This is a genomic window from Streptomyces sp. ISL-10 (assembly GCF_018614575.1).
Classification (GTDB): Bacteria; Actinomycetota; Actinomycetes; order Streptomycetales; family Streptomycetaceae; genus Streptomyces.
This window is the reverse complement of sequence record NZ_JAGGOJ010000005.1, coordinates 232,060-258,131: the sequence shown is the minus strand read 5'-3', so window position 1 is coordinate 258,131 and position 26,072 is coordinate 232,060. Positions and strand designations below refer to the sequence as shown.

Here is a 26,072-nt window from a genome sequence, read left to right as displayed (position 1 = left end):
TCGTGGACACCTTTGCCCTGATCGTGACCATTGGTGTCGCGCTCGGATTCACGTACACCAACGGCTTTCACGACTCCGCGAACGCCATCGCGACCTCCGTCTCCACGCGTGCGCTGACGCCGCGCGTGGCGCTGGCGATGGCCGCGGTGATGAACCTGGCAGGTGCGTTCCTCGGACAGGGCGTCGCCAAGACCGTCAGTGAAGGACTCATCGCGACGCCCGAGGGCTCGCGCGGCATGGGCATTCTCTTCGCCGCGCTGGTCGGCGCGATCGTGTGGAACCTCGTCACCTGGTACTTCGGCCTGCCGTCCTCCTCCTCGCACGCGCTGTTCGGCGGCATGGTCGGCGCGGCGCTCGCGGGCGGGACGGACGTCATCTGGACCGGCGTGCTCGAGAAGATCGTCATCCCGATGTTCGTGTCGCCCGTCGTCGGGCTCATCGCCGGTTACCTGGTGATGGTCGCGATCATGTGGATGTTCCGGAAGTCCAGCCCGCACAAGGCGAAGCGCGGTTTCCGTATCGCCCAGACGGTTTCGGCGGCCGGCATGGCACTCGGTCACGGTCTTCAGGACGCTCAGAAAACGATGGGCATCGTGGTGATGGCCCTGGTCATCGCGGACGTGGAGAACGCGGGCGACCCGATCCCGACCTGGGTGAAGATCGCCTGTGCGCTGATGCTGTCGCTGGGCACGTACGCGGGCGGCTGGCGCATCATGCGGACGCTGGGCCGCAAGATCATCGAGCTGGATCCGCCGCAGGGGTTCGCGGCGGAGACGACGGGTGCGTCGATCATGTTCGGCTCGGCGTTCCTGTTCCACGCGCCGATCTCGACGACCCATGTGATCACCTCGGCGATCATGGGTGTGGGGGCGACGAAGCGGGTGAACGCGGTGCGGTGGGGTGTCGCGAAGAACATCGTCCTCGGGTGGTTCATCACGATGCCGGCGGCGGCGACGGTTGCCGCGCTGAGCTACGGGGTCGTGTACGTGGTCTTCGGCTGACGCCGAGCCGTGAGGAAAGGGCCCGGTCACCTGGGGGGTGGCGGGGCCCTTCTGCTTTCCCCTGCCCGCTCCTGCCCGTTACCGGGGCTCCGCCGGCCGGACTCTCGGGGGCTCCGCCCCCGGACCCCCGCGCCTCAAGAGCCGGCGGGGCTGGAGGTTGCCGTGCGCAACCGGGGCTCCGTCCCGCACCTCGCGCCTCAAGAGCCGGCGAGGCTGGAGGTTGCCCTGCGACACGCCTCAATGCCGACGAGGTGACAGTGCCTGCGGGCAACTCCAGCCCGTCCGGCGATTGAGGACACCGCCGAGGGCGGTACCGGGGGCTCGGGGCGGAGTCCCGGTCCGGGAAGGGGATCCCTGCCTACGGTCGTCAGACCGTGGGGGCGAGGCGCCGTCGAAGGGCAGGTACCGGAGTCGGGGGAAGCCGGTACTGGAGGGGCTCAGCGCCACAGTCGTCGGACCATAGGCATCGCCGCAGCGGTACCGGAGGTTCCAGGCGGAGCCAGGTCCGGGCGGGGCGGAGCCCGGTACGGGAGGGGTGGCGGCTCACGGTCGTCGACCGGTAGGCGTCGCCGTAGCGGTGCTGGGGGTTCCGGGCGGAGCCAGGTCCGGGGAGGGGGATACCTGCTCGCGGTTCGTCGGACCGTGGGTGGTGCGAGGCCACCGCCGCGGGCGGTACGGGGGCGGGGCGGAGCCCGGTACGGGAGGGGTGGCGGCTCACGGTCGTCGACCGGTAGGCGTCGCCGTAGCGGTGCTGGGGGTTCCGGGCGGAGCCAGGTCCGGGGAGGCAATACCTGCTCGCGGTCGTCGGACCCGTGGGGGGTGCGAGGCAAGGGGCCGCCCCCGGGTGGAGACACACGTGGGCCCGCCCCCGGGAGAGGGAGCGGGCCCTTCGTCTTGTGGGTGGCACCGCCATGCAGCACCCCAAGACGTCTTATCCGAAGCGTCCCGAGATGTAGTCCTCGGTCGCCTGGACGGACGGGTTGGCGAAGATCCGCTCGGTGTCGTCGATCTCGACGAGCTTGCCGGGCTGACCGACCGCCGCCAGGTTGAAGAAGGCCGTGCGGTCCGAGACGCGCGCCGCCTGCTGCATGTTGTGCGTCACGATGACGATCGTGAAGCGCTCCTTCAGCTCCCCGATCAGGTCCTCGATCGCGAGCGTCGAGATCGGGTCGAGCGCCGAGCAGGGCTCGTCCATCAGCAGCACGTCCGGCTCGACGGCGATCGCGCGGGCGATGCACAGGCGCTGCTGCTGACCGCCGGACAGACCCGAGCCCGGCTTGTTGAGGCGGTCCTTGACCTCGTTCCACAGGTTCGCGCCCTTGAGGGACCTCTCGACGATGTCGCTCAGCTCGGACTTCTTGTAGTTGCCGTTCAGCCGGAGGCCCGCCGCGACATTGTCGAAGATCGACATGGTCGGGAACGGGTTCGGCCGCTGGAACACCATGCCGACCGTGCGGCGCACGGCCACCGGGTCGACGTTCGAGTCGTACAGGTTCTCGTCGTCCAGCATCACCTTGCCCTCGACGCGGCCACCGGGGGTGACCTCGTGCATACGGTTCAGGGTGCGCAGGAACGTGGACTTGCCGCAGCCGGACGGGCCGATGAAGGCCGTGACGGAACGGGGCTCCACCGTCATCGAGATGTCCTCGATCGCCTTGTGGGAGCCGTAGTAGGCGGTCAGGCCGCTGACGTCGATTCGCTTGGCCATGTCACTTCACTTCCAAAAGTGCCCCGCGTCGGCGGAGCCGATGTCGTGGCCTCAGCGGCCGGTCTTCGGGGCCTTCCAGCGGGCGATGCCGCGGGCGACCAGGTTGAGGAGCATGACGAAGGCGATCAGCACCAGCGCGGCGCCCCAGGCGCGCGCGATCGAGGCGTCCGTGCCGACCGCGTACTGCTCGTACACGTACAGCGGCAGTGAGGACTGGGCGCCTTCGAAGGGGTTCGGATTGATCAGCTTCGTGCCGAACACGAGCAGCAGCACCGGGGCGGTCTCACCCGTGACGCGCGCGACGGAGAGCATCACGCCGGTGGTGATGCCACCGATCGCGGTGGGCAGGACCACCTTGAGGATGGTCCGCCACTTCGGCACGCCGAGGGCGAGCGAGGCTTCGCGCAGCTCGTTCGGAACCAGCTTCAGCATCTCCTCGGTGGAACGGACGACCACCGGCATCATCAGGATCGCGAGCGCGATGGCGCCGGCGAAGCCGGAGGGGCCGAAGCCCAGCATCAGGTTCCATGTCGCGAGGACGAACAGACCGGCGACGATCGACGGGATACCGGTCATGACGTCGACGAAGAACGTGACGGCCTTGGCCAGCTTCCCGCGTCCGTACTCGACCAGGTAGATCGCGGTGAGCATGCCGATCGGCGCGGCGATCACCGTGGCGATAAGGACCTGCTCGATGGTGCCGAGCAGCGCGTGGTAGATGCCGCCGCCGGGCTGGGCGTCGAGCACGCCGTTCATCGAGTGGCTGAGGAAGTGGCCGTCGACGACCTCCATGCCCTTGCTGATGGTGACCCAGCCGAGCGAGAACAGCGGCACGACGGCCAGGACGAAGCAGACCCAGACGAGGCTGGTGGCGACGCGGTCCTTGGCCTGGCGGACGTTCTCCACCTTCGCCGTGATGACGTAGGTCGCGGCGACGAAGAGCAGCGCGGCGATCAGGCCCCACTGGACGCGGCTGTGCCAGCCGGCGCCCAGGCCGACGCCGCAGCCCGCGGCGATCGACCCGGCCGCGATGGCGGCCGGCGCCCAGCGCGGCATGCGCGCGTGCGACAGGGGGGCGGTGCGTACGGCGGCGGGCACCGGACGCGTGTCCTCAATGACCTTGCTCATGCGTTGGCCCCCGAGTACTCCTTGCGGCGGGCGATGATCGCGCGGGCCGCTCCGTTGACCAGCAGGGTGATGACGAACAGGACGAGGCCGGAGGCGATCAGCGCGTCACGGCCGAACTCGTCCGCCTCGTTGAACTTCGCGGCGATGTTCTGCGCGAACGTGCCGCCGCCCGGGTCCAGCAGGTGCCCGGAGATGACGAAGCTGGGGGACAGGACGACGGCGACGGCCATCGTCTCGCCGAGGGCGCGGCCGAGGCCCAGCATCGAGGCGCTGATGATGCCGGAGCGGCCGAAGGGCAGCACCGACATGCGGATGACCTCCCAGCGGGTGGCGCCGAGGGCGAGAGCGGCCTCTTCGTGCATCCGCGGCACCTGGAGGAAGACCTCACGGGTGACGTTGGTGATGATCGGAAGGATCATGATCGCCAGCAGGATGCCCACGGTGAACAGGTTGCGGGCGACGCCCTCGCTGGTCTTGTCGAAGATGTAGGTCCAGCCGAGGTACTCGTCGAGCCAGCTGTTCAGGCCGTCGATGTAGGGCACCAGGAAGATGGCGCCCCACAGGCCGTAGATGATGCTGGGAACGGCGGCCAGCAGGTCGACGACGTACGCGAGCGGGGCGGCGACCTTGCGCGGCGCGTAGTGCGAGATGAACAGCGCGATGCCGATGGCGACCGGCACGGCGATGACCATCGCGACGACCGAGCTCACGACCGTGCCGAAGGCGAGCACGGCGATGCCGAACACCGGCGGGCTGCCGGCCGGGTTCCACTCGGAGGCGGTGAGGAAGTTGGCGTCGTCCTTGGAGATGGCGATCGCCGCGCGGTACGCGAGGAATCCCGCGATCGCGGCCATGATCATCAGCAGGGAGATGCCCGCTCCCCGGGACAGGCCCAGGAAGATGCGGTCGCCGGGGCGGGGCTTTCCGCGGGCGCTGCGCTCGGCGCCGGGCGCGCGCGGCGGTGGGTTCGTCGTGGTGGTTGCTGTATCCATTGTCAGTCTCCGGTCTGCGGAGCCGTGGGGCTCCAGGCGGCGGTGCACCGGATGCCGGGGCCGGTCCGCGCGGTGGCGGACCGGCCCCGGCCGGACGTCAGGCCAGGGTGGGGACGATCTCGCGGACCTTCGCCGCGATCTCGGCGGGCAGCGGGGCGTAGCCGGCCTCGGCGAGGACCTTCTGGCCCTCGTCGCTGACGGTGTAGTTGAGGAACGCCTTCAGGGTCGGCAGCGTCTCCGCCTTGTTGCCCTTGTCGCAGGCGATCTCGTACGTCACGAGGATGATCGGGTAGGCGCCCTCGGCCTTGGTCTTGTAGTCGAGGGAGAGGGCCAGGTCGTTGCCGGTGCCCTTGATCTTGGCGGCGGCGATGGCCTTGGACGCGTTCTCGGTCGTGGCCTCGACCGGGGCCGCGGCACCGGTGTTCAGCTTGACGGTGTCGATGGACTGCGAGGTCGCGTACGACAGCTCGAAGTAGCCGATGGAGCCCTGGGTCTGCTTGACCTGGGCGGCGACGCCGGAGGAGCCGTTGGCGGCCTGGCCACCGGGGGCGAGCCACGACTTCGACTTCGGGTCGTGCTTCCAGTCGGCCGGGGCGGCCTCGCTGAGGTACTTGTGCAGGTTCTGCGTGGTGCCCGACTCGTCGGAGCGGTGGAAGGCCTGGATCTCGGTGTCAGGCAGCTTCACGTCGGGGTTGAGCTTGGCGATGGCCTCGTCGTTCCACTTCTTGATCTTCGAGTCGAAGATCTTCGCCAGCGTGGAGGAGTCGAGGACCAGGTTGTCCACGCCGTCCAGGTTGTAGCCGATCGCGACGGGGCCGCCGACCATCGGCAGGTTGATGCCCTGGCCGCCCTTGCAGATCTTCTTGGACTCCTCGGTCTCCTCCGGCTTCAGCGCGGAGTCGGAGCCGGCGAAGGCGACCTGGCCCTGGTTGAACTTGGTGATGCCGCCGCCGGAGCCGATGGCCTGGTAGTTGACCTCGACGCCGGAACAGGCGGCCTGGAAGTTCTTGACCCACAGGTCCATGGCGTTCTTCTGGGCGGTCGAGCCGGCCGCGAGAAGCTGGCCCTTGGCGTCGTCGCACTTGACGTTCGACGCAGCGCCGGTCTTCGTGCCGCTGCCGGGAGTGGTGTTGTCGTCCGAACCACACGCCGTGAGGACCAGGGCGCCGGACAGGGCGAGGGCACCGAGCGCGGTGGCGCGAAGCCCGTTCTTGCGCTGAAGCTTCACTTTCGGGTGTTCCTTCCAGAAGCCGCCGGACGCTGACCTTTGTCGTCACGTTCTGTGGCGGCGTGTGTCGGGGGTGGGGGACCGGCACTGCACCGGACACCGTGTAAGGCCGAAATTAGGCAGATCAGGTGAAGTGACCAACGGGGGAGAGTGAACGCAAGGTGAACCGTGTCGGGCGGCCTGGTGCTGTTCCAGGATTGACCTGATCGAGAGCGCCTGCTCCCCGGTCCGGCACGACCGGGGGCGCTCAGGCCGTGTGCAGCGCCTGCATCAGGGCGTCGATCAGCGCGCGGTCCCGGGGCTGGGTGAGCCGGTTGCGGGCGGCGGCGGGCGACAGCCAGACGATGCGGTCCACCTCGGTGCTGGCGGCGAAGGAACCCGAGCGGGCCTCGGCGGCCCAGTACACGACGTGCTTGGGCCGGCCGCTCGCGAGATAACGGAGGGAGGGCAGCCGGGCACCCGGGATGCACCGGTGGCCGGTCTCCTCCAGGACCTCGCGCAGGGCGGCGGTCAGCGCGTCCTCACCGCGCTTGAGCTTGCCCTTCGGGTGCGACCAGTCGTCGTATTTCGGCCGGTGGACGAGGCAGATCTCGATGCCGTCGTCCCCGTGCGGCGAGCGGCGCCACAGCACGCAGCCGGCGGCCCGCACCAGCTCGGCGCCGGCCGGCTGCCCCTGCTTCGCGGCGCCGTCGGTCATGGCGCGGCGACCGTCACCGTGGCGTGCCGCCACTCCTGCTGGAAGGCGAACCTGGCGGCCTCGACCTCGTGCCGCTGGTCGGCGTGGAGCACGCCGAGGGCATACGCGGTGGCCGGCGCGATCCGTGGCGTACGGGCCGCTGCCGCGGCGGCCTCGGACGCCTCCGCGGCGTCGCGATGGTGGTCCAGCACGAGTCCAGCGTGGCACAGGACCGGTTCGGCGCCCGGATGCAGCACCTCCTGCGCGTAGCGGTGCACCCGCAGCAACCTGCGGACCTCGTGCCACGGGACGTCCTGCTCCTCGCCGGCGGTGGTTGCCGCGAGGCCGTTGACCAGGGCGTCCGCGTTGTACGGGTGGGCCGCGCGGCCCAGCGGCAGCCGGGCGACGGCGTCCAGGAGGCGTCGTTCCGCGACCTCGGCGAGCAGGCCGAGCGTCTCGGCGGCCGGGCCCGCGGCGGCGGGGGCCAGCGGGAGCTCGGAGGCGAGTAAGGCGACGGAGTCGGCGACGGCGTGGAACCGGGAGGAGCCGAGCGCCTGCAGCGCGGCGGAGTGCGCCCGGGTCCGGGCGAGGGTGAGCTGCCGCTCCAGCAGGGCCCCGGCCCGCGCGGCCCCGACGGTGAGTGCTCCACCGCGCGCGGGGGCCGGGGCCCTGCCGGCGCCGGGGCCGGGGCCGGCGGGACGGTCCGGGTGTGCTTCACGGTGCCCGGCCGAGCTGTCCGCTGCGCTCGGCAGCGTGTCGGTCGTGACGCCCGAGGCGCCGCCTCGGGAGGCGGCCGCCGCGTCCGCGCGCCGCACGCCTGCGTCGCGCCCTCGGACCGGGCGCGCCCCGGCCGTGTGGCCGCCTGCCGGGAGGGCCGCCTCCTCAGGCGTGTCGGGACCGCCGGGGACCGGCGTCACCGGGCCCGCCGTACGGCCCGGTACTCCCGCCGCAGCGTGGCCGCCCGGGCCGCAGTCGTACCGCACGGGCAGTTCCGTTCGCGCCGGTGGCAGGGGTGCGGCGCCCGACAGGCGCGACAGTGCGTCGAGCAGGCGGGCCAGGCGGGACGTGCAGGCGTGCTCCTGCGCCAGGGTCGCGGACAGCCAGCCCAGCTCCGTCCGCAGGCCGTCCGCCCAGGCCGGGTCGAGCAGGGGGCGGAAGGTGTGAAGCGTCCCGCTGATCCGGCTCGACGCAGCCCGCAGCGCGCGCGCCGCCTCCGCCGTGCCCGCCGTGTCCGCGCCGCTCTCGCCGTGCAGCCGCAGACTGCGCAGGAAGTCTCCCGCCTGCGTGTGGAGGTAGTGGGCGACCGTCTCGCCCGCCGTGGCGGTGTCGCGGGAAAGGTCAGGGCTGTGCACGCCGGCGCCTCCGGGCGTCTATGAGCGTCTCCTGTACGTGCCGCAGCGGCTGACCGTCGGTGTCCGTGGCATGCCGGGTCCACGCGCCGTCCGGGCCGAGATGCCAGGACGACGTGGTGTCGGACATGCCCGACTCCAGCAGCCGGGTCAGGGCCGCGCGGTGGGCCGGGTCGGTGACCCGTACCAATGCCTCGATACGGCGATCGAGGTTGCGGTGCATCATGTCGGCGCTGCCGAACCACACCTCCGGTTCGCCGCCGTTGCCGAAGGCGAAGACGCGGGAGTGCTCGAGGAAGCGGCCGAGTATCGAGCGCACCCGGACGTTCTCCGAGAGGCCCGCAACGCCGGGGCGGATCGCGCAGATGCCGCGGACCCAGATGTCGACCGGGACACCCGCCATCGCCGCCCGGTAGCAGGCGTCGATGATCGCCTCGTCGACCATGGAGTTGACCTTGATGCGGACGTATGCGGGGCGTCCGGCGCGGTGATGGGTGATCTCCTTGTTGATGCGGGAGATCAGGCCGTCGCGCAGGGACTTGGGGGCGACCAGCAGCCGGCGGTAGGTCTCGCGGCGGGAGTAGCCGGAGAGCCGGTTGAAGAGGTCGGAGAGGTCCGCGCCGACCTGCGGGTCGGCGGTCAGCAGCCCGAGGTCCTCGTAGAGCCGGGCGGTCTTGGGGTGGTAGTTGCCGGTGCCGACGTGCGAGTAGCGGCGCAGCGTCTCGCCTTCCTGGCGGACGACGAGCGACAGCTTGCAGTGCGTCTTGAGGCCGACGAGCCCGTAGACGACATGGCAGCCGGCCTCCTCCAGCTTGCGCGCCCACTTGATGTTGGCCTGCTCGTCGAAGCGGGCCTTGATCTCGACGAGGACGAGGACCTGCTTGCCGGACTCGGCGGCGTCGATGAGCGCGTCGACGATCGGGGAGTCGCCGGAGGTGCGGTACAGGGTCTGCTTGATGGCGAGGACGTCGGGGTCGGCCGCGGCCTGCTCCAGGAAGGCCTGGACGGACGTGGAGAACGAGTCGTACGGGTGGTGCAGCAGTACGTCCCGTTCGCGCAGGGCCATGAAGATGTCGGGCGCGGAGGCGGACTCGACCTCGGCCAGCTCCCGGTGGGTGCCCGCGACGAACTTCGGGAACTTCAGCTCGGGCCGGTCCAGCGCCGAGATCCCGAACAGGCCGGTGAGGTCCAGGGGGCCGGGCAGCGGGTACACCTCGGCGTCGGAGACCTTCAGCTCGCGCACCAGCAGGTCGAGCACGTACGGGTCGATGGACTCCTCGACCTCCAGGCGGACCGGCGGGCCGAAGCGGCGCCGCATGAGCTCCTTCTCCAGGGCCTGGAGCAGGTTCTCCGCGTCGTCCTCCTCGACTTCGAGGTCCTCGTTCCTGGTCACCCGGAACATGTGGTGGGCGAGGACCTCCATGCCGGGGAACAGCTCTTCGAGGTGCGCCGCTATGACGTCCTCCAGCGGCACGTACCGCTGCGGGGAGGCCTCCAGGAAGCGGGAGAGCAGCGGCGGGACCTTGACCCGGGCGAAGTGGCGGTGGCCGCTGACCGGGTTGCGCACGACGACGGCGAGGTTGAGCGAGAGTCCCGAGATGTAGGGGAAGGGGTGCGCGGGGTCGACGGCCAGTGGCGTGAGGACCGGGAAGATCTGCTGGCGGAAGAGGGTGAAGAGGCGGGCCTGCTCCTTCTCGGTGAGCTCGGGCCAGCGGATGAGGTGGATGCCCTCGTCGGCGAGTGCGGGAGCGACGTCCTGCTGGAAGCAGGCGGCGTGGCGCGCCATGAGTTCGCGCGAGCGGGTCCAGATCAGGTCGAGGACCTCGCGGGGCTGGAGACCCGACGCGGAGCGGGTGGCGACGCCGGTGGCGATACGGCGCTTGAGTCCTGCCACCCGGACCATGAAGAACTCGTCCAGGTTGGACGCGAAGATGGCGAGGAAGTTGGCCCGCTCCAGCAGGGGCGTGGCCGGGTCCTCGGCGAGTTCGAGGACGCGTTCGTTGAACGCGAGCCAGCTGCGCTCGCGGTCGAGGAACCGCCCCTGGGGCAGCTCGCCGGCGAGCATGTGCTCCGAGTCCTCGACATAGGTGTCGAGATCCGCGTCGAGATCGGGTTCGAGATCGGAGACGGTGGCGGCGACGGTATGCGGCCGGTGCGCGGCTATGGACGCGACGGACGGCTGGGGGTGCTGGACCGGGACCTCGGCGGGCTGCTGGCTCATGGCCCCATTGTTCCGCGCGGAAAGTGTCACCGGCGCGTCGGAGAGGGCCGGGGCGAGGGCTTTTCTCCGGTCTGGGGAGTCGGGCACAGCGGGCTGCATTGGCCGAGGGTCGCAAGGGTGTCTGAATGCCCGGTAACGACTACATGACGTGAGGAAAACGTGGCGGGGCCCTGGGGGGCGTCCGGGGCCCCGCGGGGCGTCATCCGTGCCGACGGCGGAAGATCCGGAACGCCGCGTAGGCGGCGACGGCGGCGATGGCGAGGACGACGGTGGTCTCGACGAGCTGGAGCGGCCACAGGTGCGATGCCGGATGGTAGTCGTACCAGCGGCCGGTGATGCCGTGCTCGGCGAAGCAGGCGGGGCGGTCGACGACGCGGCACATGTCGCCGAGGCGCTCGTCGCCGAGGCGCTCGCCGGACGAGGTGAGCAGTCCGGTGTCGGTGACCAGCCAGTCGTCCATGACGGGGAACGAGTCCGGGTCGGTCCGTGTGCCGGTCGTGGTCGTCCACAGGCTGCCCCACCGCGACGACATGGCGAGCAGGACGGCTCCCGTCACCGTTCCCGCGACGGCCATGGCGGCCAGCGTGCGGCGCACCAGCAGCCCGGTGAGCGCGCCGACCGCGACCGCGAGCAGCCCGTACGCGATCGCCGTCGGTCCGACGGCGAGGAAGACGTGGCGCGAGTACCAGCGCAGGTGCGTGTTCGTGGACACCGGTTCCCAGGCCAGGCGGAAGACGCCGGTCAGGGCCGCCGTGAGGACCGTGACGGTCACGGCGGGGACCGTCACCTTGGCCTGGAACCACCGCAGCGGCGTCACCGACTGCGACCAGGCCAGTTTGTACGTCCCGCTCTCCAGTTCCCGGGCGACCACCGGGCCCGCGACGACGGCGGCGACCAGCAGCGGCAGCAGCAGGGCGGCCAGGCCGGCGTACTCGACGATGACCACGAGCGCGCTGCGTACGTCGGAACGGGGGAACAGGTTGCGGTCGAAGTCGTCGGGCGGGGTCGCCTCGAACCAGATCCGCAGGCCCGCGGCGACGGCGGCGGACAGCACCAGTGCCCCGGCCGCGACGCTCAGGACGGTGCGGTGCTGGCGGACGACGACCCAGGCGGTGCCACGCAGGCGGGAGGCGCGAGCGGGGGCGGGAGCGGGGGCGGGAGCGGTGAGCGTGCTCATGCCGTCACCGCCGCGTCCGGCGTCAGCAGGGCGGGGGCGCCGGGGGAGCGCAGATGCGCCATGAGCAGCTCCTCCAGGGAGGGATGAGACGTCTGCCGGTCGGGGGCGAGCGTGCCCTCTGGGCGTATCAGCGCGGTCAGCTGACGCCCTGTCGTACGGGATTCGACGACGGTGTGCGGCGCGAGGTCCGTGACGGGGCCGGTGAGCCACGTGTGCGCGGCGAGCAGGTCCTCGGTGTCGCCGGCGAGGCGGATGCGGCCGCCGTCGACGAGCAGGACGTAGTCGCAGGTCGACTCCAGCTCGGACAGGATGTGCGAGGAGATCACGACTGTCGTGCCGTGCTCGGCGGCCTCGGCCATGAGGGTGCCCATGAGCCGGTGGCGCGCCAGGGGGTCGAGGTCGGCCATCGGCTCGTCCAGCAGCATCAGTTCGGGGCGTTTGCCGAGCGCGAGGGCGAGCGCGACGCGGGTGCGCTGGCCGCCGGAGAGCGTACGGATACGGGTGCCGGCGCCGAGACCGCCCTCCTCGACGATCCGCTCGGCGAGGGCCTGGTCCCAGTGGCCGGGGTTGAGTTCGCGGCCCAGGCGGAGGGTGTCTGCGACGGTCAGCTGGGGGTAGAGGGGTTTGTCCTGGGCGACGTACGCGATGCGTTCGCGTACGGACGCGGGCTCGGCGCCGAGCACCCGCAGTACGCCCTCGCCGGGGCGCGTGAGTCCCGCGGCCAGGGCCAGCAGGGTGGATTTCCCGGCGCCGTTGGGCCCGGTCAGGGCGCACACCCGCCCGGCGGGCACCCGGAACGAGCAGTCGCGCAGGGCCGGGTGACCCTGTCTGCGGTAGGTCTTGCCGAGGCCGTGCGCCTCGATCGCGGTCGCGGTCATACGCCGCCCCCCTTGTGTCCGTCCGGTCCCTCTGCCTCCAGTACGGAGGTGAGTAGAGCGGTGATGTCGTCCGTCTCCAGTCCCGTCGCGCGGGCCCGTGCCACCCAGTCGGCGAGCTCGGCGCGCAGCGGTGTGCCGGCCGCCTGGCCGCCGAGGGTCCGGGTCACGAAGGTGCCCAGGCCCCGGCGGGCCTCGACGAGTCCTTCGCGTTCGAGCTCGCGGTAGGCCTTGAGCACGGTGTTCGGGTTGATGGCCGTGACCTCGACGACCTCGCGTGCCGTCGGCAGGCGGTCGCCGGGGCGCAGCAGTCCGAGGCGCAGGGCCTGTTTGGTCTGCTGGACGATCTGGAGGTAGGTGGCGACGCCACTGCGCCGGTCGATGCGGAACTCGACCACGTCACTGCACCCCCCTTTCACTAATTGAGTAGTGAAAGGGTGGTGTAAGAGAGGGGGCGGTGTCAATGCGCCGCCCCCTCTGCCCGTTGGCGGGCCGGCTCAGGTCTCGGTGCGGTACATCAGATCCACCTCGTGCGTCACGAAGCCCAGTTGCTCGTACACCCGCAGCGCTGCCAGGTTGTCGGCGTCCACGTAGAGCATCGCGGTGGGCAGGCCCTGAGCGGCGAGGTGGCGCAGGCCGGTCGCCGTGAGGGCCTTGCCGAGGCCGCCGCCCTGGGCGTCGGGGCTGATGCCGACGACGTAGACCTCGCCGAGCTGTTCCTCCGCATGCACCTTCGTCCAGTGGAAGCCGACGATCCGGCCGTCCCGTTCGGCCAGGAAGAAGCCCTTGGGGTCGAACCACGGCTCGGCCTTGCGGTCGTCCAGGTCCCGCTGGGTCAGCGAGCCCTGCTCGGGGTGGTGGGCGAACGCGGCGGCGTTCACCTCGAGCCATGCGGCGTCGTCCTGCCCCGGCGTGAAGGTCCGTACGGTGACACCCGGCGGGTACACCGCCTCAGGGACGCTCTGCGTGCTCAACGGGAGGCGCAGCTGGCGCAGTTCACGGAACAGCGTCAGGCCGAGGACCTGCGCCAGGTGCCGGGCGGCGGACTTCCCGCCGTGCGCCCAGACCCGCAGCCGCTTGCCCGACGCGTCGAGCAGGGTGGTCCCGAGAGCCCGTCCGTGGCCGCGTCCGCGGTGGTTCGGGTGGACCACGAGTTCGGCGGCCGGGGCCTCGACGGGATCGGTGTCCTCCAGTTGGGCGTAGCCGACGAGCTTGCCCTCGACGGTGAGCAGGAAGTGCCGCACGCCTTCCCTCCGACCGCCGCGCAGCTGCAGTCGGCCCTGCTCGGACACGGCCTGCATCCCGTCGGACCGGGCGGCTTCGGCGAGCAGCTCGGACACGGCCTCGGCCTGCTCCGCGGTGAGTTCGTCGAGGGACTGGATCTGCCGGCCGGGCTCCGGAATCACTGCGTCGATCGTCATGTGTCGAGGGTACGGCGGGGGGTGCCGGTGCGGGCGACGCGTGGTGCGCGATGTGTCGGACCGGTCCGGGGTGGCGCGGCCGGTCGCGGGGCGGGGGTGCGGCGTGTGCGGGGGCGGAGGCCGCCGGTCGTGGCGCGCCCGGGGCCGGAGCGGCCGCCGTCCCGCCCGCCGCGCGGGACCGGATGTGCCGTGTCGCAGCGGGCAAGCCGGTGTGCATCCCGCCGCGCGGACCGGATGGGTCGTCGGCCGTCCGTGTCGCAGCGGGCAAGCCGGTGCGTTCCGCCCGCCGCGCCGGATGGGTCAGCGGGCAAGCCCGCGCGTTCCGCCGTGCGGCCGATATGCCTCGAACACCCCTTTCCTGCGCGATGGCAACCAGGTCGTAACCCGTATCCCCCTGTCGTGCTACGCGCGTTGACTCTAGGCTGCCGCTCGCAGCCCCTCCACCACGTTGGACCTGACGAGGAGACAGATGTCAGCGACACCCCCCAACCATCGCGCGGCCAGGCGCACCCGGCGCGTGCTCGCCGTTGCCGCCGGGCTGGCGACGGCCGGCGCGCTCGTCGCCGCGCTGCCGGCCGGCGCCACCGACGGTGACCGGCAGGGCTCCGGGCACCACCCGCGCACCGTCGATGTGCAGCTGCTCTCCTTCAACGACCTGCACGGCAATCTGGAGCCGCCGGCCGGCTCGGCCGGCGCCGTCTCCGAGAAGCAGGCCGACGGCACGGTCAGGACGATCCCGGCCGGTGGTGTCGAGTACCTCGCCACCTCGCTGCGCACCGCGCGCCAGGGGCACCCGTACTCCGTGAGCGCCGCCGCCGGTGACCTGGTGGGCGCGAGCCCCCTGCTGTCCGGTCTCTTCCACGACGAGCCGACCGTCGAGGCGCTCAACAAGCTGGACCTCGATGTGGCGGGCGTGGGCAATCACGAGTTCGACGAGGGCGCGGTCGAGCTGGCCCGACTGCAGAACGGCGGCTGCCACCCGACCGACGGCTGCTTCGAGGAGGGCAAGGAGTTCGAGGGCGCGGACTTCCCCTACCTCGCGGCCAACGTCACCAAGGAGTCGACGGGCAAGCCGATCCTGAAGCCGTACACGGTCTGGAAGAAGAACGGCGTCAAGATCGGCTTCATCGGGGTGACGCTCGAAGGCACGCCGGACATCGTCAGCGCGAACGGCATCAAGGGCCTGAAGTTCCACGACGAGATCGAGACGGTCAACAAGTACGCCCGTGAGCTGGACCGCAAGGGCGTGAAGTCGATCGTCGCGCTCATCCACGAGGGCGGCTCGCCGGCCTCCGCGTCGTACAACTACGACTGCGACTCGCCGGGCGCGGGCGACGGGATCTCCGGCCCCATCGTGGACATCGCCAAGGGCATCACGCCCAAGGTCGACGCGCTGGTGACCGGCCACACCCACCAGGCGTACGTGTGCACGATCCCGGATCCCTCCGGCAGGCCGCGCATGGTCACGTCGGCGTCCTCGTACGGCAAGCTCTACACCGACACCACGCTCACCTACGACCGGCGGACCGGTGACATCGTCCGCACGTCGGTGAAGTCGGCGAACCACATCGTCAGCCGTGACCAGGCCCGGGCCCAGGACATGACGGACCTGATCACGCGCTGGAACAAGCTGGCCGCGCCGATCGCGAACCGTCCGCAGGGCTTCATCTCCGCCGACATCAACGGCCGTGGCGCGACCACCCCGGAGAAGCCGCTCGGCGACCTGATCGCGGACGCGCAGCTCGCGGGCCTGGCTCCGGCGGACAAGGGCGGTGCGCAGCTGGCACTGATGAACCCGGGCGGCATCCGCTCGGACCTGGTCTTCAAGGCGTCGGGCAGTGAGGGCGACGGTGTGGTGACGTACGGCGAGGCCTTCACGGTCCAGCCGTTCACCAACATGATGAACGTCGTCGACCTGACCGGGGCCCAGCTGATCACCGCGCTCCAGCAGCAGGTCAGCGGCCCGAACGAGGCGTCTCCGAAGATCCTCCAGATCTCGAAGGGCTTCACCTACACCCTGGACCTGACGAAGACCGGCGCCGACCGGATCGTCGTGGACTCGGTGAAGCTGAACGGCGAGGCGATCGACCCGGCAAAGACCTACCGGGTCGCGATGAACGAGTTCCTCGCGGGCGGCGGTGACGGCTTCGCGGTCTTCAAGGAGCACACCAACAAGCTGGTGGGCGCTTCTGACCTGGAGGTCTTCAACGCCTACCTGGCGGCGAACTCCTCGGCGTCCGCGCCCATCGCGCCGCCGGCCGCGGACCGCATCACGGTCGTGCAGTAAGCGGGAAGCGCGAAGCGCGCAGAGTCGAACGGTGGGGCGGTGGGCCGGTGGGCCCGCCGCCCCACCGGCGTCATGGGGCGCTGTCCCCGGCCGGCGTCAAAGGGAGATGTCCGGCCGTGTCCTGTGGGTCCCCGGGCCCTGGCGCATCTTGTCGTGACCGCGTCATACTCCGCAGCCATGGACCGACGGAGATTTCTCTCGGGCGCGGCGGCCTTCTCCGCCGCCGCCCTCATCGGCGCCCCCCACGCCGCCGCCGCACCGCGCCGTACCACCCTGTCCGCGCAGGACTGGATGGCCGGTGCCGCCGACTCGACGCCCCTTCAGCGACTGACGATCCCCGGCACCCACGACTCGGGCGCCCGGTTCGGCGGGCTGTGGACGGAATGCCAGAACACGACCATCACGGAGCAGCTGAACAGCGGCATCCGCTTCCTGGACGTACGGTGCCGGGTGACCGGCGGCTCGTTCGCCGTCCACCACGGGCCGTACTACCAGAACATGATGTTCGGCGACGTCCTCGTGGCCTGCCGTGACTTCCTCGCCGCCCACCCTTCCGAGACCGTGCTGATGCGGGTCAAGCAGGAGTACTCCGAGGACAGCGACGCGACCTTCCGGGCGATCTTCGACGACTACCTCGACGGTCGCGGCTGGCGGCCGCTGTTCCGCATCGGCGACGGCATACCCGCGCTCGGCCAGGCGCGCGGGAAGGTCGTCCTCCTCGGCGACAACGGCGGCCTGCCGGGTGTGCGGTACGCGGACGGCGCGCTCTTCGATGTCCAGGACGACTGGAACGCGGCGCCGAACGCCAAGTACCCGAGGATCGAGGCGCATTTCCGCAAGGCCGTGGAGCAGCCGGGAAAGCTGTTCGTCAACTACGTGAGCACGGCGGCGTACCTGCCCCCGCGCTGGAACTCCGACAACCTCAATCCGCGCGTCCACTCCTTCATCGACGGCTCGGTCGCGAGCGGCTGGCGAGGGCTCGGGATCGTCCCCATGGACTTCCCCAACACCCGTAGAGGACTGGTCGATTCCCTCATCCGCCACAACGGCTGACGGGCCCCGCGTTTCGGCGGAGAGCCTGCGGGCCTCGGCGATGTCCTTCTTTCACGCGGGCGTCGAACGCGAAGAGCCGCGCAAGGCGGCCCGCCGCCCGGCGCAGCTGTCCGCGAGCGGCTGGTACGCCGAGTCGCCCCTGTCCGCCGCGGCGGACAGGGGCATGGCCGCGGACAGGTGGTTGAGCGCGACCAGGCCCTCGTCGCCGTCGGCCGTGCACTTCGACTCGTCGAAGCCGGCCAGGGCGTCGCACGCGCCACGGGCGTCGCCCGCGCCGCCGCCGGACGAGCCGCCGGTGAGCGCCCAGGCCGCGCCCGCGCCGCCGCGGCCGGACGAGCCGGCGGTGAGCGCCCAGGCCGCGCCCACGCCTCCGCGGCCGGACCAGCAGCCCGATCGCCGGCACGACCACCAGCGGCCCGGCGCCCCCGGCCGCTGGTGGCGCGGCCGCGGCCCGGCACCGCCACCGGGCCGTGCCCGCTCTACTGAACCGAGGACGGCGGTGGCGTCGACGCGCCCGGCAGGCGGATCACCGCGACGGTGCCGCCACCCTCCGCGGGTGCGAGCGCCACCTCGCCGCCCGCCTGCCGGACCGTACGAGCCACGATCGACAGGCCCAGCCCCGACCCCGGCAGCGACCGTGCCGACGGAGAGCGCCAGAACCGCTCGAAGACATGCGGGAGCTCCTCGGCCTCGACGCCGGGCCCGTGGTCGCGCACGGTCAGCTCGCCGTCCCGCAGACCCACCTGGACGACTCCGCCGGGCGGTGAGAACTTCACCGCGTTGTCCAGCACGTTGACCAGCGCCCGTTCCAGGGCGGCCTGTTCACCGCGTACGTACCAGGGCAGGACGGCGGCCTCGAACGTCAGCTCCGGCCCGCGCAGCCGGGCCCGTTCCAGCGCGCCGTCGACGATCTCGTGCAGTGCCACGACCTCAACCTGGCGCCCGGGGGCCCCGCTGTCGGGCCGGGACAGCTCCTGGAGATCGCCGATCAGCGACGCCAGTTCCGTCATCTGCGCCTTCACCGACTCCAGCAGGGCCCGGCGGTCTTCCGGCGGGATCGCGCGTCCGGTCTCGTCGCTGCGGGCCAGCAGCTCGACATTGGTCCGCAACGAGGTCAGCGGGGTGCGCAGTTCATGACCGGCGTCGGCGATGAGCTGCTGCTGGAGGTCGCGCGAGGAGGCGAGCGCGGCGGTCATCGCGTTGAACGAGCGCGACAGCCGGGCGATCTCGTCGTTCCCCTCGGCCGGGATGCGCACGCTCAGGTCCTCGGTGCGGGCCACATGCTCGACGGCGCCGGTCAACCGGTCCACGGGGGCGAGCCCCGTGCGCGCGATCCACAGGCCGGCCGCGCCCGCGCCGAACACCCCGATGCCGGAGACGACGAGCAGCAGCAGGGCCAGCTCGCGCAGCGTGTTCTCCATCTCCTTGAGCGGGAACGCGTACATGACGGCGGTGTCCCGGACCACCCCGCCGACCCCCCCGGCCGGGCCGTCCGCGACGGCCGCGACGGTCAGCACCCGCACCGCCCGGCCCTCGGTGTCCGTGCCGTTGCGGTACGTCTCGACCGTCGGGTCACCGGCCCGCGCCACGTCCCGGTCGGCGGTGGTGACCTGGACGGTGCCCGCCGAGTTCTTGGCGAAGACGCACGGCCGGTCGTCGTCGGCCCGGGCGAACTGGAAGTAGTAGTCGGACCTCGGCCCCTGGAACTCGGCGGGGTCGGCGGTCTCCCGGGCGCAGCTGCCCAGCGTGGCGGCGATGTCGATGGCCCGCAGCGGCGGCGTGTTCTCGCTGACGGAGTGCAGCTTGTTGTCCACCTCGTCGTACAGCTTGCCGCGCACGACGACCCAGCAGACCGTGGAGACCACTGCGACCGCCACCGCGACCGCCGTCGCCACCAGCAGAGCGAGCCGGGAGCGCAGGGGCAGGGCACGCAGGCGTGCGATCACTCCGGCCCGCCCGACCGCAGCACGTATCCCACGCCGCGCACGGTGTGCACCAGCCGCGGCTCACCGGCCGCCTCCGTCTTGCGCCGCAGATACATCACGTACACGTCCAGCGAGTTGGAACTGGGCTCGAAGTCGAAGCCCCACACGGACTTGAGGATCTGCTCACGGGTGAGGACCTGGCGCGGATGGGCCAGGAACAGCTCCAGGAGCGTGAACTCGGTACGGGTCAGCTCCACGCGACGGGTGCCACGGGTGACCTCGCGCGTCGCCGGGTCCATGCGCAGGTCGGCGAACGACAGCACGTCCTCCTCGGCTGCGGCCCCGGTCGCCGCCGCGTACGAGCTGCGCCGCAGCAGCGCCCGGATCCGCGCGAACAGCTCGTCCAGCTCGAACGGCTTGACCAGGTAGTCGTCGGCGCCGGCGTCGAGCCCCGTGACGCGGTCGCCGACGGTGTCGCGGGCCGTCAGCATCAGGATCGGCACCCGGGACCCGGCGGACCGCAGCCGGCGGGCAGCGGTCAGGCCGTCCATCCGGGGCATCTGGATGTCGAGGACGATCAGGTCGGGGGCGTACGCCTCCACCTTGGCGAGAGCGTCGACGCCGTCGACGGCGACCTCGGTGCCGTACCCCTCGAAGGCGAGGGAGCGCTGCAGCGCCTCGCGCACGGCGGGCTCGTCGTCGACGATGAGGATGCGGTCGCCTTCAGTCATGGACCCAGCCTCGCACGCGATCAGTTGTCCCCGCCGGAGCGCAGACTGTCCAGGTCGGCCTTGACCGTGTCGATGGGGATGGCGAAGCCGAGACCGACGCTGCCGGCGGTGGAGCCGGTGGCCGAACTGGGCGAGTACATCGCGGAGTTGATGCCGATGATCTCGCCGTTCATGTTGATCAGCGCGCCGCCGGAGTTGCCGGGATTGAGGGAGGCGTCGGTCTGGATGGCCTTGTAGGTGGTCCTCGAGTCGCCGGTGTCGCCGTTGAACTGCTGCCCGCCGAACTCGAAGGGCCAGTTCTGGCGGGGGTCCTGCCGCTCCTGGTCGTCCTGCTTGGCGACCGTCACGTCACGGTCGAGCGCGGAGACGATGCCGCTGGTGACGGTGCCGGTCAGACCCTCGGGGGACCCGATCGCCACGACCTCCTCGCCGACCTTGACGGCGCCGGAATCGCCGAGGGTGGCGGCCTTCAGCCCGGACGCGCCGCGCAGCTCGATGAGGGCCAGATCCTTGTCGGGATCCGTACCGACGATCTCGGCGGTGTACGTCTTGCCGTCGCTGAGCCGCACCTTGATGCTGTCGGCTCCGGAGACGACGTGGTTGTTGGTGACGATCTCGCCGCCGGAGGTGATGATCACGCCGGAGCCGGTGGACTGTCCGGCGGCGGAGGTGGCATTGATCTCGACGATGCTCGGCGAGACGGCCTGGGCGACGCCGGCGACGGTGCCCTTGCTGGTCTGCGAGAGGTTGGTGCCCGCGGCGACGGAGCCGGAGCCGGTGCTGCTGCTGCCACCGTCCGTGAGCTGCCCGACGAGCGCGGAGGCGCCGCCGCCGACGGCCGCGGCGGCGATCGCGACGGCGGCGATGAGCGCGACGGGTCGCTTGGCCCGGGCCCGGTGCGTCGCAGGCGCGTCACCGATGGGCGGGTGGTACGCCGCCCCACCGCCCCCCGGCCACACGGTGACCGGCGGCCCCTGGGGCGGGGGCGGCGGGTAAAGGCCGGGGTGGTGGTGGGTTCCCTCGTCGCCGCTTCGGCGGTAGTGGTCGCTCATGGAAACGACTGTCGGGGGTGCGGATGAGAGGAGTCTGAGGCGGCGCTGAGAAGCCCGACAGAACCGTGTATGCCCGACATGAGGCTGTCGATCCGCCCCGGCCCCTGCCCGCTTCTGCCGGACAGCGGCCCTGGTGTGGCGGATGAGCCGTGCCCTGCCTGGCAGTGGGCCTGCCCGGCCGCCGCCCAGGCCGGTTGCAGCCCGCGGGCGTGTGCGGTTGCGGGTTCCCTCCCTGCTCGTCTGTCGGCGTGGGGGGTGCGGGTTCGTTGCGGCCTCGCCGGCGTTTGAGGCGCGGGGTCCGGGGTGGCACCCCGGCGGGTGCATGGTGTGCGGGGGCGTAGCTACGCCCGGTGGCGCGTGGTGGGCCGGGCGTCTTCCCGGCCGCGGGGCGGCAGGGGTCGTCCCGCCGCGGTGGGCTGGGCGGGCCGGGCCCCTTCGTGGCCCGCTCGCCGACGTGGGGCGGGGTGCTCTCCCTGCTCGTCTGTCGGCGTGGGGGTTGCGGGTTCGTTGCGGCCTCGCCGGCGTTTGAGGCGCGGGGTCCGGGGGCGGCACCCCCGCGGGTGCATGGCGCTCGGCAGGGCAGCCACGCCACGGCTGCGCACCCCGGCGGGGTGTATGGCGCTCGGGGCAGCCACACCAGGGGCGGCGCGCTCCGGCGGTGCGTGGCCCCTGGGGCGCAGCCACGGCCGCCGGGGGCGCGGCCTCACCGAGGGCGACGCGCCCGCGCGTCAGCCGCAGCCGCAGGAGCGGCGGATGACCAGGCCCGAGGGGAAGAGCTTCACGCGTTCGCGGCGCGAGCCCGCCACCCGCAGGCCGTCGTCCAGGACCAGGTCCACCGCGGCGCGGGCCATCGCCGGCCGGTCCGAGGAGATCGTCGTCAGCGGCGGATCCGTCAGCGCCGCTTCCTTCACGTCGTCGAAGCCGGCCACCGCCAGCTCGCCCGGTACGTCGATCCGCAGCTCCCGCGCCGCCCGCAGCACGCCGAAGGCCTGGTCGTCCGTCGAGCAGAAGATCGCCGGGGGCCGGTTCGGCCCCGACAGGATCTGCAGCGCGATCCGGTAGGCGTCGTAGCGGTTGTACGGCGCCTCGAAGAGCCGGCCGTCCGTCGAGCGCCCGGACTCCTTCATCGCACGGCGCCAGCCCTCGACGTGGTCGGCGACCGGGTCGCCGATCGCGGGGGTCGACTCGACACCGCCGAGACAGGCGACGTACTCGTGGCCGTGCTCCAGCAGATGCCGCGTCGCGAGCTGCGCACCGCCGATGTCGTCCGTCACGACCGCGACGTCGTCGATCGCCTCGGGCCGCTCGTGCAGCAGCACGACCCTCGCGTCCCACGCCTCGATCTCGGCCGCGGCCCGCTCGCTCATGCCCTGGCTGACCAGGATCAATCCCGAGACGCGCATTCCGAGGAACGCCCGCAGATAGTGGACCTCGCGCTCGTCGCGGTAGTCCGAATTGCCGACGAGCACCATTTTTCCGCGCTCGGCCGCGGCCTGTTCGACCGCATGCGCCATTTCGGCGAAGAACGGCTGCCGGGCGTCCGGCACGATCATGCCTATGAGGTCCGTCCGCCGCGAGGCCATCGCCTGCGCGACCCTGTCCGGCCGGTAGCCCAGCTCCTTGATCGCTGCGAGAACCCGCTCGCGCGTGGCCGGGGCGACCGGCCGGGGTCCGTTGTTGATGACGTAGCTGACAACGGCGGTCGAAGTACCCGCCAGTCTTGCTACGTCGTCCCGCGTCACCTTGGCCACGGCGCGCAGTCTACGCGGGGTGACCTACCTCTGGGCAGGGCGGACGGCCGCTTCCTCCACTTCAGGGGCGTCCTCCGTCTGGGCGACGGCCACGGCGGCCTTCGCCTTGGCCTCTTCGGCAGCGCGTTCGACCTTCTCCGGGGCGACGAAGCGGTAGCCCACGTTCCGTACGGTTCCGATCAGGGACTCGTGCTCGGGACCGAGCTTGGCGCGCAGCCGCCGCACGTGGACGTCGACCGTGCGCGTGCCGCCGAAGTAGTCGTAGCCCCAGACCTCCTGGAGCAGCTGGGCGCGGGTGAAGACCCGGCCCGGGTGCTGGGCCAGGTATTTGAGGAGCTCGAACTCCTTGAAGGTCAGGTCCAGGACCCGCCCCTTCAGCTTGGCGCTGTACGTCGCCTCGTCCACCGACAGATCGCCGTTGCGGATCTCCATGGGGGAGTCGTCGGAGGTGATCTGCTGGCGGCCCGTCGCGAGCCGCAGCCGCGCCTCGACCTCGGCGGGGCCCGCGGTGTCGAGCAGGACGTCGTCGATGCCCCAGTCGGCGGTGACGGCGGCCAGCCCGCCCTCGGTGACGACGAGGATCAGCGGGCAGCCCGGCCCGGTGGAGCGCAGCAGCTGGCACAGGGAACGCACCTGCGGCAGGTCGCGGCGGCCGTCCACCAGGATCACGTCGGCACCCGGGGTGTCGACGAGGGCCGGGCCCTCGGCGGGGGCCACCCGTACGTTGTGCAGCAGCAGGCCGAGGGCGGGGAGCACCTCCGTCGACGGCTGGAGAGCATTGGTGAGGAGCAGCAGAGAGCTCATCGGATTCCACCCGCCTGGATCGCCTTGCGGTCCACGTATACGGATCGGTGCTCGGATCGGTGCTCGGTTCGGTGCTCGGTTCGCTCGTCCATGACGTCGGTTCCTCCTCGGTCCCTGCGAGGACGCGTGCGGCACTGCTTCGTACGGCGGCTCCCTCGCGCCAGAGAGCCTTGTGAGTCTGCGTTCACCCGGCCGTAACAACGGTCGGAAACACAAAAGGACCCGGGGGCGGCATTGCCCGGATCCTCTGCCCAGCAGAATAGCCCACATGAGTTCCACGGAAGAGGGCCGATTTCATACTGTGGACTTTTCCACGATCGACTCCCGTCCCGGCGGACACATCCGCGTCCCCGCCCGGCCCCCGGCGCGTGACACTGCGCGCCCGTGACGGGGTGCCCATCGAGGCACTCCACGAACCGTGCACGGCCGGTCCGGCCACGACGGCGATCGTGGTCGCACACGGTTTCACCGGCTCCGTCGACCGGCCCGCGGTGCGGCGCGCGGCCGGGGTCCTCGCGCGGCGGGCGGGGGTGGTGACCTTCTCGTTCCGTGGGCACGGCCGCTCCGGAGGGCGTTCGACCGTGGGCGACCGTGAGGTGCTCGACCTGGTCGCCGCGGTGGAGTGGGCCCGCTCGCTCGGCTACGCCAGGGTGGTGACGGTCGGCTTCTCCATGGGCGGCTCCGTCGTCCTGCGCCATGCGGCGATGTACGGGGCGCACAGCGCGGAGAGGGCGGAGAAAGAAGCGGCGCACAGCGCCGAGAAAGCGGAGAAGCACGGGGGGCGCATGGAAGCGCGGACCGACGCGGTGGCCGCCGTGAGCGCCCCCGCCCGCTGGTACTACCGGGGTACGGCCCCGATGCGCCGTCTCCATTGGGTCGTCTCACGCCCGGTCGGCCGGCTGGTGGGCCGCTACGGTTTCCGCACCCGTATCCACCCCGAGAGCTGGGACCCCGTCCCGCTGTCCCCGGTCGAGGCCGTCCCCTTGATCGCACCGACTCCGCTGCTGATCGTCCACGGCGACCGCGACCCGTACTTCCCGCTCGACCACCCGCGCATGCTGGCGGCCGCGGCGACGGGAGGATCGGCCGAACTGTGGCTGGAAGTGGGCATGGGCCACGCCGAGAACGCCGCCGACGAGGCGTTGCTCGTCCGCCTGGCGGACTGGCTGCTCGGGACATGATCCATGATGGAGAGCTCGGCGCATGACCCATGATGGAGAGCGGCGCGACACGAATGAGAGGAGTGCCGCTATGGCAGCGGGGACCATCCGCTACTGGGCAGCGGCCAAGGCGGCGGCCGGCGTCGCGGAGGAGCCGTACACCGCGGGGACGCTCGCCGAGGCGCTCGACGCCGTGCGCGAACGGCACCCGGGCGAGCTGACCCAGGTACTCCGTCGGTGTTCGTTCCTCGTCGACGGTGACCCCGTCGGGACCCGGAGCCATGAGACCGTACGGCTTGCCGAGGGCGGCACGGTCGAGGTGCTCCCGCCGTTCGCAGGAGGGTGAACCGCACAGCATGAGCAGCGATCAGCAGTATCCGTACGGCTCCTACGGGACGTACGAGCCGTACGGGCAGCAGCCGCAACAGCAACCGCAACAGCAACAGCAACCGGAGCCGTACCAGGGCCACCAGGACGCGTACGCGCAGCAGCCCTACCAGGACGCCGGTGCGACGCAGACCTGGCAGGGCGACACCTGGGACACCCAGTACCAGCCGGTCGTGCAGCCCCACGCAGCGGCGGACGCCGCCGGCCCGCCGCCGCAGCACGCCACGGCGGCCGCGCTGCCGCCCGAGAACGGGCCACATGGCGCTCCGACCGCTTCCACTTCCGCTCCTCCCGCTCCCGATGCCGAGGCCGCGCCCGAGAACGGTGCGCAGACGCGGCTCACGGCGGCGCAGCGGGCCCGCGCCGAGGGGCGCTCGCCGATCATCGCCCCCGGTGTGCAGCCCGCAGGGCTGACCGCCGTGCTCGGTCTGCTGGTCGCCGGCGGCGCGGCCCTCGGCACGTACGCGCTGCTCGTGCCGCTCGTGCTGCTCCAGGCGGTCACCGCGGCCGGCTGGTTCCGGCTGAACGGCATGTGGCCCGCCCGGCAGGGCATCGCCCTGGCCTTCGCGGGCGGACTGGCCGCCGATGCAGCGCTGCTCGCGGTCGGCAGGGACAACGCCCCGGCCGCGATCATCGGCACGCTCGGGGTGTGGGTGCTGCTCACCCTCGTGCTGCAACTGCGCAGCCACGCCAGCGCGGACGAGAGGATGTCCGGGCTGATGGCGACGGTCGCGTCGGCGGCGCTGGCGATCCTGGCCACGGGATTTCTCGCCGCCTCGCCCGACGCGGTGACGGTCGGCGCGATCGCCGTCGCCGTGGCCGCCGTCGCCCGTGCGCTGCCGCTGCCGGGCGTGGTCTCCGTGGTGGTGTCGCTGTCGGCCGCCGCCGGGGCGGGCATCGCCGTCGGCGGGCCGACCGGCGTGGGGTCCGCGGGCGCGCTGCTCGGGTTCGCCTCCGGCGCCTGTGCGCTGATCGGCCTGCGGGTGGCGAGCTACGACTACCCGTCCCGTTTCGTGCACATGACGGCGGGAGTGGCGCTGCCGCTGACGGCCGCGGCCCCCGCGGTGTACCTGCTCGGCCGCGCACTGGTCTGAGCACCGTCCTGGTACGCGGCAGGCCCGGCGGTTCGGGTGCGCGGCGGAACCT

The 26,072-nt window shown here is 71.7% G+C and carries 23 protein-coding genes; 6 read left to right on the top strand and 17 right to left on the bottom strand.

What is annotated here, in order from left to right; all coding sequences use genetic code 11:
• Positions 1-2 precede the first annotated feature (2 nt).
• A complete protein-coding gene (locus J7E88_RS06080) occupies positions 3-1,001 on the top strand; it encodes an inorganic phosphate transporter (RefSeq protein WP_215178130.1) in 999 nt (332 codons plus the stop codon).
• 931 nt (positions 1,002-1,932) lie between these two features.
• On the opposite strand, the gene pstB is transcribed toward J7E88_RS06080, so the two are convergent.
• The 11 genes from pstB to mshD all read right to left on the bottom strand — a co-directional run bounded on the left by pstB (position 1,933) and on the right by mshD (position 13,776).
• Positions 1,933-2,709 (bottom strand): phosphate ABC transporter ATP-binding protein PstB, encoded by a 777-nt coding sequence (pstB, locus tag J7E88_RS06075; RefSeq protein ID WP_215178129.1) that lies wholly within the window; start codon positions 2,707-2,709, stop codon positions 1,933-1,935.
• A gap of 51 nt (positions 2,710-2,760) precedes the next feature.
• Positions 2,761-3,837 carry a phosphate ABC transporter permease PstA gene (pstA, locus tag J7E88_RS06070; RefSeq protein WP_215178128.1) on the bottom strand — a complete coding sequence of 359 codons (1,077 nt, stop codon included), beginning with the start codon at positions 3,835-3,837 and terminating at the stop codon, positions 2,761-2,763.
• Positions 3,834-4,829, bottom strand: coding sequence for a phosphate ABC transporter permease subunit PstC (gene pstC, locus J7E88_RS06065; protein ID WP_215178126.1), 996 nt, complete (start codon positions 4,827-4,829; stop codon positions 3,834-3,836). The genes pstA and pstC overlap by 4 nt, the downstream gene beginning before the upstream one ends.
• Before the next feature lie 97 nt (positions 4,830-4,926).
• The gene (pstS, locus tag J7E88_RS06060; RefSeq protein WP_215178124.1) at positions 4,927-6,057 is read right to left on the bottom strand and encodes a phosphate ABC transporter substrate-binding protein PstS; all 1,131 of its coding nucleotides are present in this window, start codon (positions 6,055-6,057) and stop codon (positions 4,927-4,929) included.
• 247 nt (positions 6,058-6,304) lie between these two features.
• Entirely contained in the window at positions 6,305-6,754 is a 450-nt protein-coding gene (locus J7E88_RS06055) for an NUDIX hydrolase (RefSeq protein ID WP_215178122.1), read from the bottom strand.
• Positions 6,751-8,085 carry a CHAD domain-containing protein gene (locus J7E88_RS06050; RefSeq protein WP_308307325.1) on the bottom strand — a complete coding sequence of 445 codons (1,335 nt, stop codon included), beginning with the start codon at positions 8,083-8,085 and terminating at the stop codon, positions 6,751-6,753. Before J7E88_RS06050 ends, J7E88_RS06055 begins: the two co-directional genes overlap by 4 nt.
• Positions 8,072-10,303 carry an RNA degradosome polyphosphate kinase gene (locus tag J7E88_RS06045; RefSeq protein WP_215178120.1) on the bottom strand — a complete coding sequence of 744 codons (2,232 nt, stop codon included), beginning with the start codon at positions 10,301-10,303 and terminating at the stop codon, positions 8,072-8,074. The genes J7E88_RS06050 and J7E88_RS06045 overlap by 14 nt, the downstream gene beginning before the upstream one ends.
• Before the next feature lie 199 nt (positions 10,304-10,502).
• Positions 10,503-11,480 carry an ABC transporter permease gene (locus tag J7E88_RS06040; protein ID WP_215178118.1) on the bottom strand — a complete coding sequence of 326 codons (978 nt, stop codon included), beginning with the start codon at positions 11,478-11,480 and terminating at the stop codon, positions 10,503-10,505.
• The gene (locus J7E88_RS06035) at positions 11,477-12,358 is read right to left on the bottom strand and encodes an ABC transporter ATP-binding protein (protein ID WP_215178116.1); all 882 of its coding nucleotides are present in this window, start codon (positions 12,356-12,358) and stop codon (positions 11,477-11,479) included. Before J7E88_RS06035 ends, J7E88_RS06040 begins: the two co-directional genes overlap by 4 nt.
• Complete coding sequence (locus tag J7E88_RS06030; RefSeq protein ID WP_215178115.1) at positions 12,355-12,753, bottom strand: GntR family transcriptional regulator; 399 nt, start codon at positions 12,751-12,753, stop codon at positions 12,355-12,357. Before J7E88_RS06030 ends, J7E88_RS06035 begins: the two co-directional genes overlap by 4 nt.
• A gap of 99 nt (positions 12,754-12,852) precedes the next feature.
• Positions 12,853-13,776: a mycothiol synthase gene (mshD, locus tag J7E88_RS06025; protein WP_215178107.1), complete on the bottom strand. Its 924-nt coding sequence runs from the start codon at positions 13,774-13,776 to the stop codon at positions 12,853-12,855.
• A 469-nt stretch (positions 13,777-14,245) separates the two neighbouring features.
• On the opposite strand from mshD, the gene J7E88_RS06020 reads away from it, so the two are divergent.
• Both J7E88_RS06020 and J7E88_RS06015 read left to right on the top strand, forming a co-directional pair.
• Positions 14,246-16,063 carry a bifunctional UDP-sugar hydrolase/5'-nucleotidase gene (locus tag J7E88_RS06020; protein WP_215178100.1) on the top strand — a complete coding sequence of 606 codons (1,818 nt, stop codon included), beginning with the start codon at positions 14,246-14,248 and terminating at the stop codon, positions 16,061-16,063.
• Between the two features lie 177 nt (positions 16,064-16,240).
• Positions 16,241-17,116, top strand: coding sequence for a phosphatidylinositol-specific phospholipase C (locus J7E88_RS06015; protein WP_215178098.1), 876 nt, complete (start codon positions 16,241-16,243; stop codon positions 17,114-17,116).
• 51 nt (positions 17,117-17,167) lie between these two features.
• Here the strand turns inward: J7E88_RS06015 and J7E88_RS06010 are convergent, their stop codons facing one another.
• The 6 genes from J7E88_RS06010 to J7E88_RS05985 form a co-directional block, all read right to left on the bottom strand.
• Positions 17,168-17,482: a hypothetical protein gene (locus J7E88_RS06010; RefSeq protein ID WP_215178096.1), complete on the bottom strand. Its 315-nt coding sequence runs from the start codon at positions 17,480-17,482 to the stop codon at positions 17,168-17,170.
• A 113-nt stretch (positions 17,483-17,595) separates the two neighbouring features.
• Complete coding sequence (locus tag J7E88_RS06005; RefSeq protein ID WP_215178094.1) at positions 17,596-19,062, bottom strand: cell wall metabolism sensor histidine kinase WalK; 1,467 nt, start codon at positions 19,060-19,062, stop codon at positions 17,596-17,598.
• On the bottom strand, positions 19,059-19,772 hold the full coding sequence (locus tag J7E88_RS06000; RefSeq protein ID WP_215178093.1) for a response regulator transcription factor: 714 nt from the start codon (positions 19,770-19,772) through the stop codon (positions 19,059-19,061). Before J7E88_RS06000 ends, J7E88_RS06005 begins: the two co-directional genes overlap by 4 nt.
• A 20-nt stretch (positions 19,773-19,792) precedes the next feature.
• Positions 19,793-20,824: a S1C family serine protease gene (locus J7E88_RS05995; protein ID WP_215178088.1), complete on the bottom strand. Its 1,032-nt coding sequence runs from the start codon at positions 20,822-20,824 to the stop codon at positions 19,793-19,795.
• Between the two features lie 728 nt (positions 20,825-21,552).
• On the bottom strand, positions 21,553-22,575 hold the full coding sequence (locus J7E88_RS05990) for a LacI family DNA-binding transcriptional regulator (RefSeq protein WP_215178086.1): 1,023 nt from the start codon (positions 22,573-22,575) through the stop codon (positions 21,553-21,555).
• Positions 22,576-22,599: 24 nt separating this feature from the next.
• Positions 22,600-23,379: a response regulator transcription factor gene (locus tag J7E88_RS05985; RefSeq protein ID WP_215178084.1), complete on the bottom strand. Its 780-nt coding sequence runs from the start codon at positions 23,377-23,379 to the stop codon at positions 22,600-22,602.
• A gap of 368 nt (positions 23,380-23,747) precedes the next feature.
• Between J7E88_RS05985 and J7E88_RS05980 the strand changes: the two genes are divergently transcribed.
• From J7E88_RS05980 to J7E88_RS05970, 3 genes are all read left to right on the top strand, one after another.
• Entirely contained in the window at positions 23,748-24,560 is an 813-nt protein-coding gene (locus J7E88_RS05980; RefSeq protein ID WP_374196234.1) for an alpha/beta hydrolase, read from the top strand.
• A 70-nt stretch (positions 24,561-24,630) separates the two neighbouring features.
• The gene (locus J7E88_RS05975) at positions 24,631-24,885 is read left to right on the top strand and encodes a MoaD/ThiS family protein (protein WP_215178081.1); all 255 of its coding nucleotides are present in this window, start codon (positions 24,631-24,633) and stop codon (positions 24,883-24,885) included.
• 10 nt (positions 24,886-24,895) lie between these two features.
• Entirely contained in the window at positions 24,896-26,020 is a 1,125-nt protein-coding gene (locus J7E88_RS05970) for a hypothetical protein (protein ID WP_215178079.1), read from the top strand.
• Positions 26,021-26,072 lie beyond the last annotated feature (52 nt).

Bases quoted from the DNA above. Each gene is read 5' to 3' on its own strand.
- pstB (WP_215178129.1), bottom strand. From the start codon at position 2,709: ATGGCCAAGCGAATCGACGTCAGCGGCCTGACCGCCTACTACGGCTCC.
- pstA (WP_215178128.1), bottom strand. From the start codon at position 3,837: ATGAGCAAGGTCATTGAGGACACGCGTCCGGTGCCCGCCGCCGTACGC.
- pstC (WP_215178126.1), bottom strand. From the start codon at position 4,829: ATGGATACAGCAACCACCACGACGAACCCACCGCCGCGCGCGCCCGGC.
- J7E88_RS06055 (WP_215178122.1), bottom strand. From the start codon at position 6,754: ATGACCGACGGCGCCGCGAAGCAGGGGCAGCCGGCCGGCGCCGAGCTG.
- J7E88_RS06045 (WP_215178120.1), bottom strand. From the start codon at position 10,303: ATGAGCCAGCAGCCCGCCGAGGTCCCGGTCCAGCACCCCCAGCCGTCC.
- J7E88_RS06040 (WP_215178118.1), bottom strand. From the start codon at position 11,480: ATGAGCACGCTCACCGCTCCCGCCCCCGCTCCCGCCCCCGCTCGCGCC.
- J7E88_RS06035 (WP_215178116.1), bottom strand. From the start codon at position 12,358: ATGACCGCGACCGCGATCGAGGCGCACGGCCTCGGCAAGACCTACCGC.
- mshD (WP_215178107.1), bottom strand. From the start codon at position 13,776: ATGACGATCGACGCAGTGATTCCGGAGCCCGGCCGGCAGATCCAGTCC.
- J7E88_RS06020 (WP_215178100.1), top strand. From the start codon at position 14,246: ATGTCAGCGACACCCCCCAACCATCGCGCGGCCAGGCGCACCCGGCGC.
- J7E88_RS06015 (WP_215178098.1), top strand. From the start codon at position 16,241: ATGGACCGACGGAGATTTCTCTCGGGCGCGGCGGCCTTCTCCGCCGCC.
- J7E88_RS06000 (WP_215178093.1), bottom strand. From the start codon at position 19,772: ATGACTGAAGGCGACCGCATCCTCATCGTCGACGACGAGCCCGCCGTG.
- J7E88_RS05995 (WP_215178088.1), bottom strand. From the start codon at position 20,824: ATGAGCGACCACTACCGCCGAAGCGGCGACGAGGGAACCCACCACCAC.
- J7E88_RS05985 (WP_215178084.1), bottom strand. From the start codon at position 23,379: ATGAGCTCTCTGCTGCTCCTCACCAATGCTCTCCAGCCGTCGACGGAG.
- J7E88_RS05975 (WP_215178081.1), top strand. From the start codon at position 24,631: ATGGCAGCGGGGACCATCCGCTACTGGGCAGCGGCCAAGGCGGCGGCC.
- J7E88_RS05970 (WP_215178079.1), top strand. From the start codon at position 24,896: ATGAGCAGCGATCAGCAGTATCCGTACGGCTCCTACGGGACGTACGAG.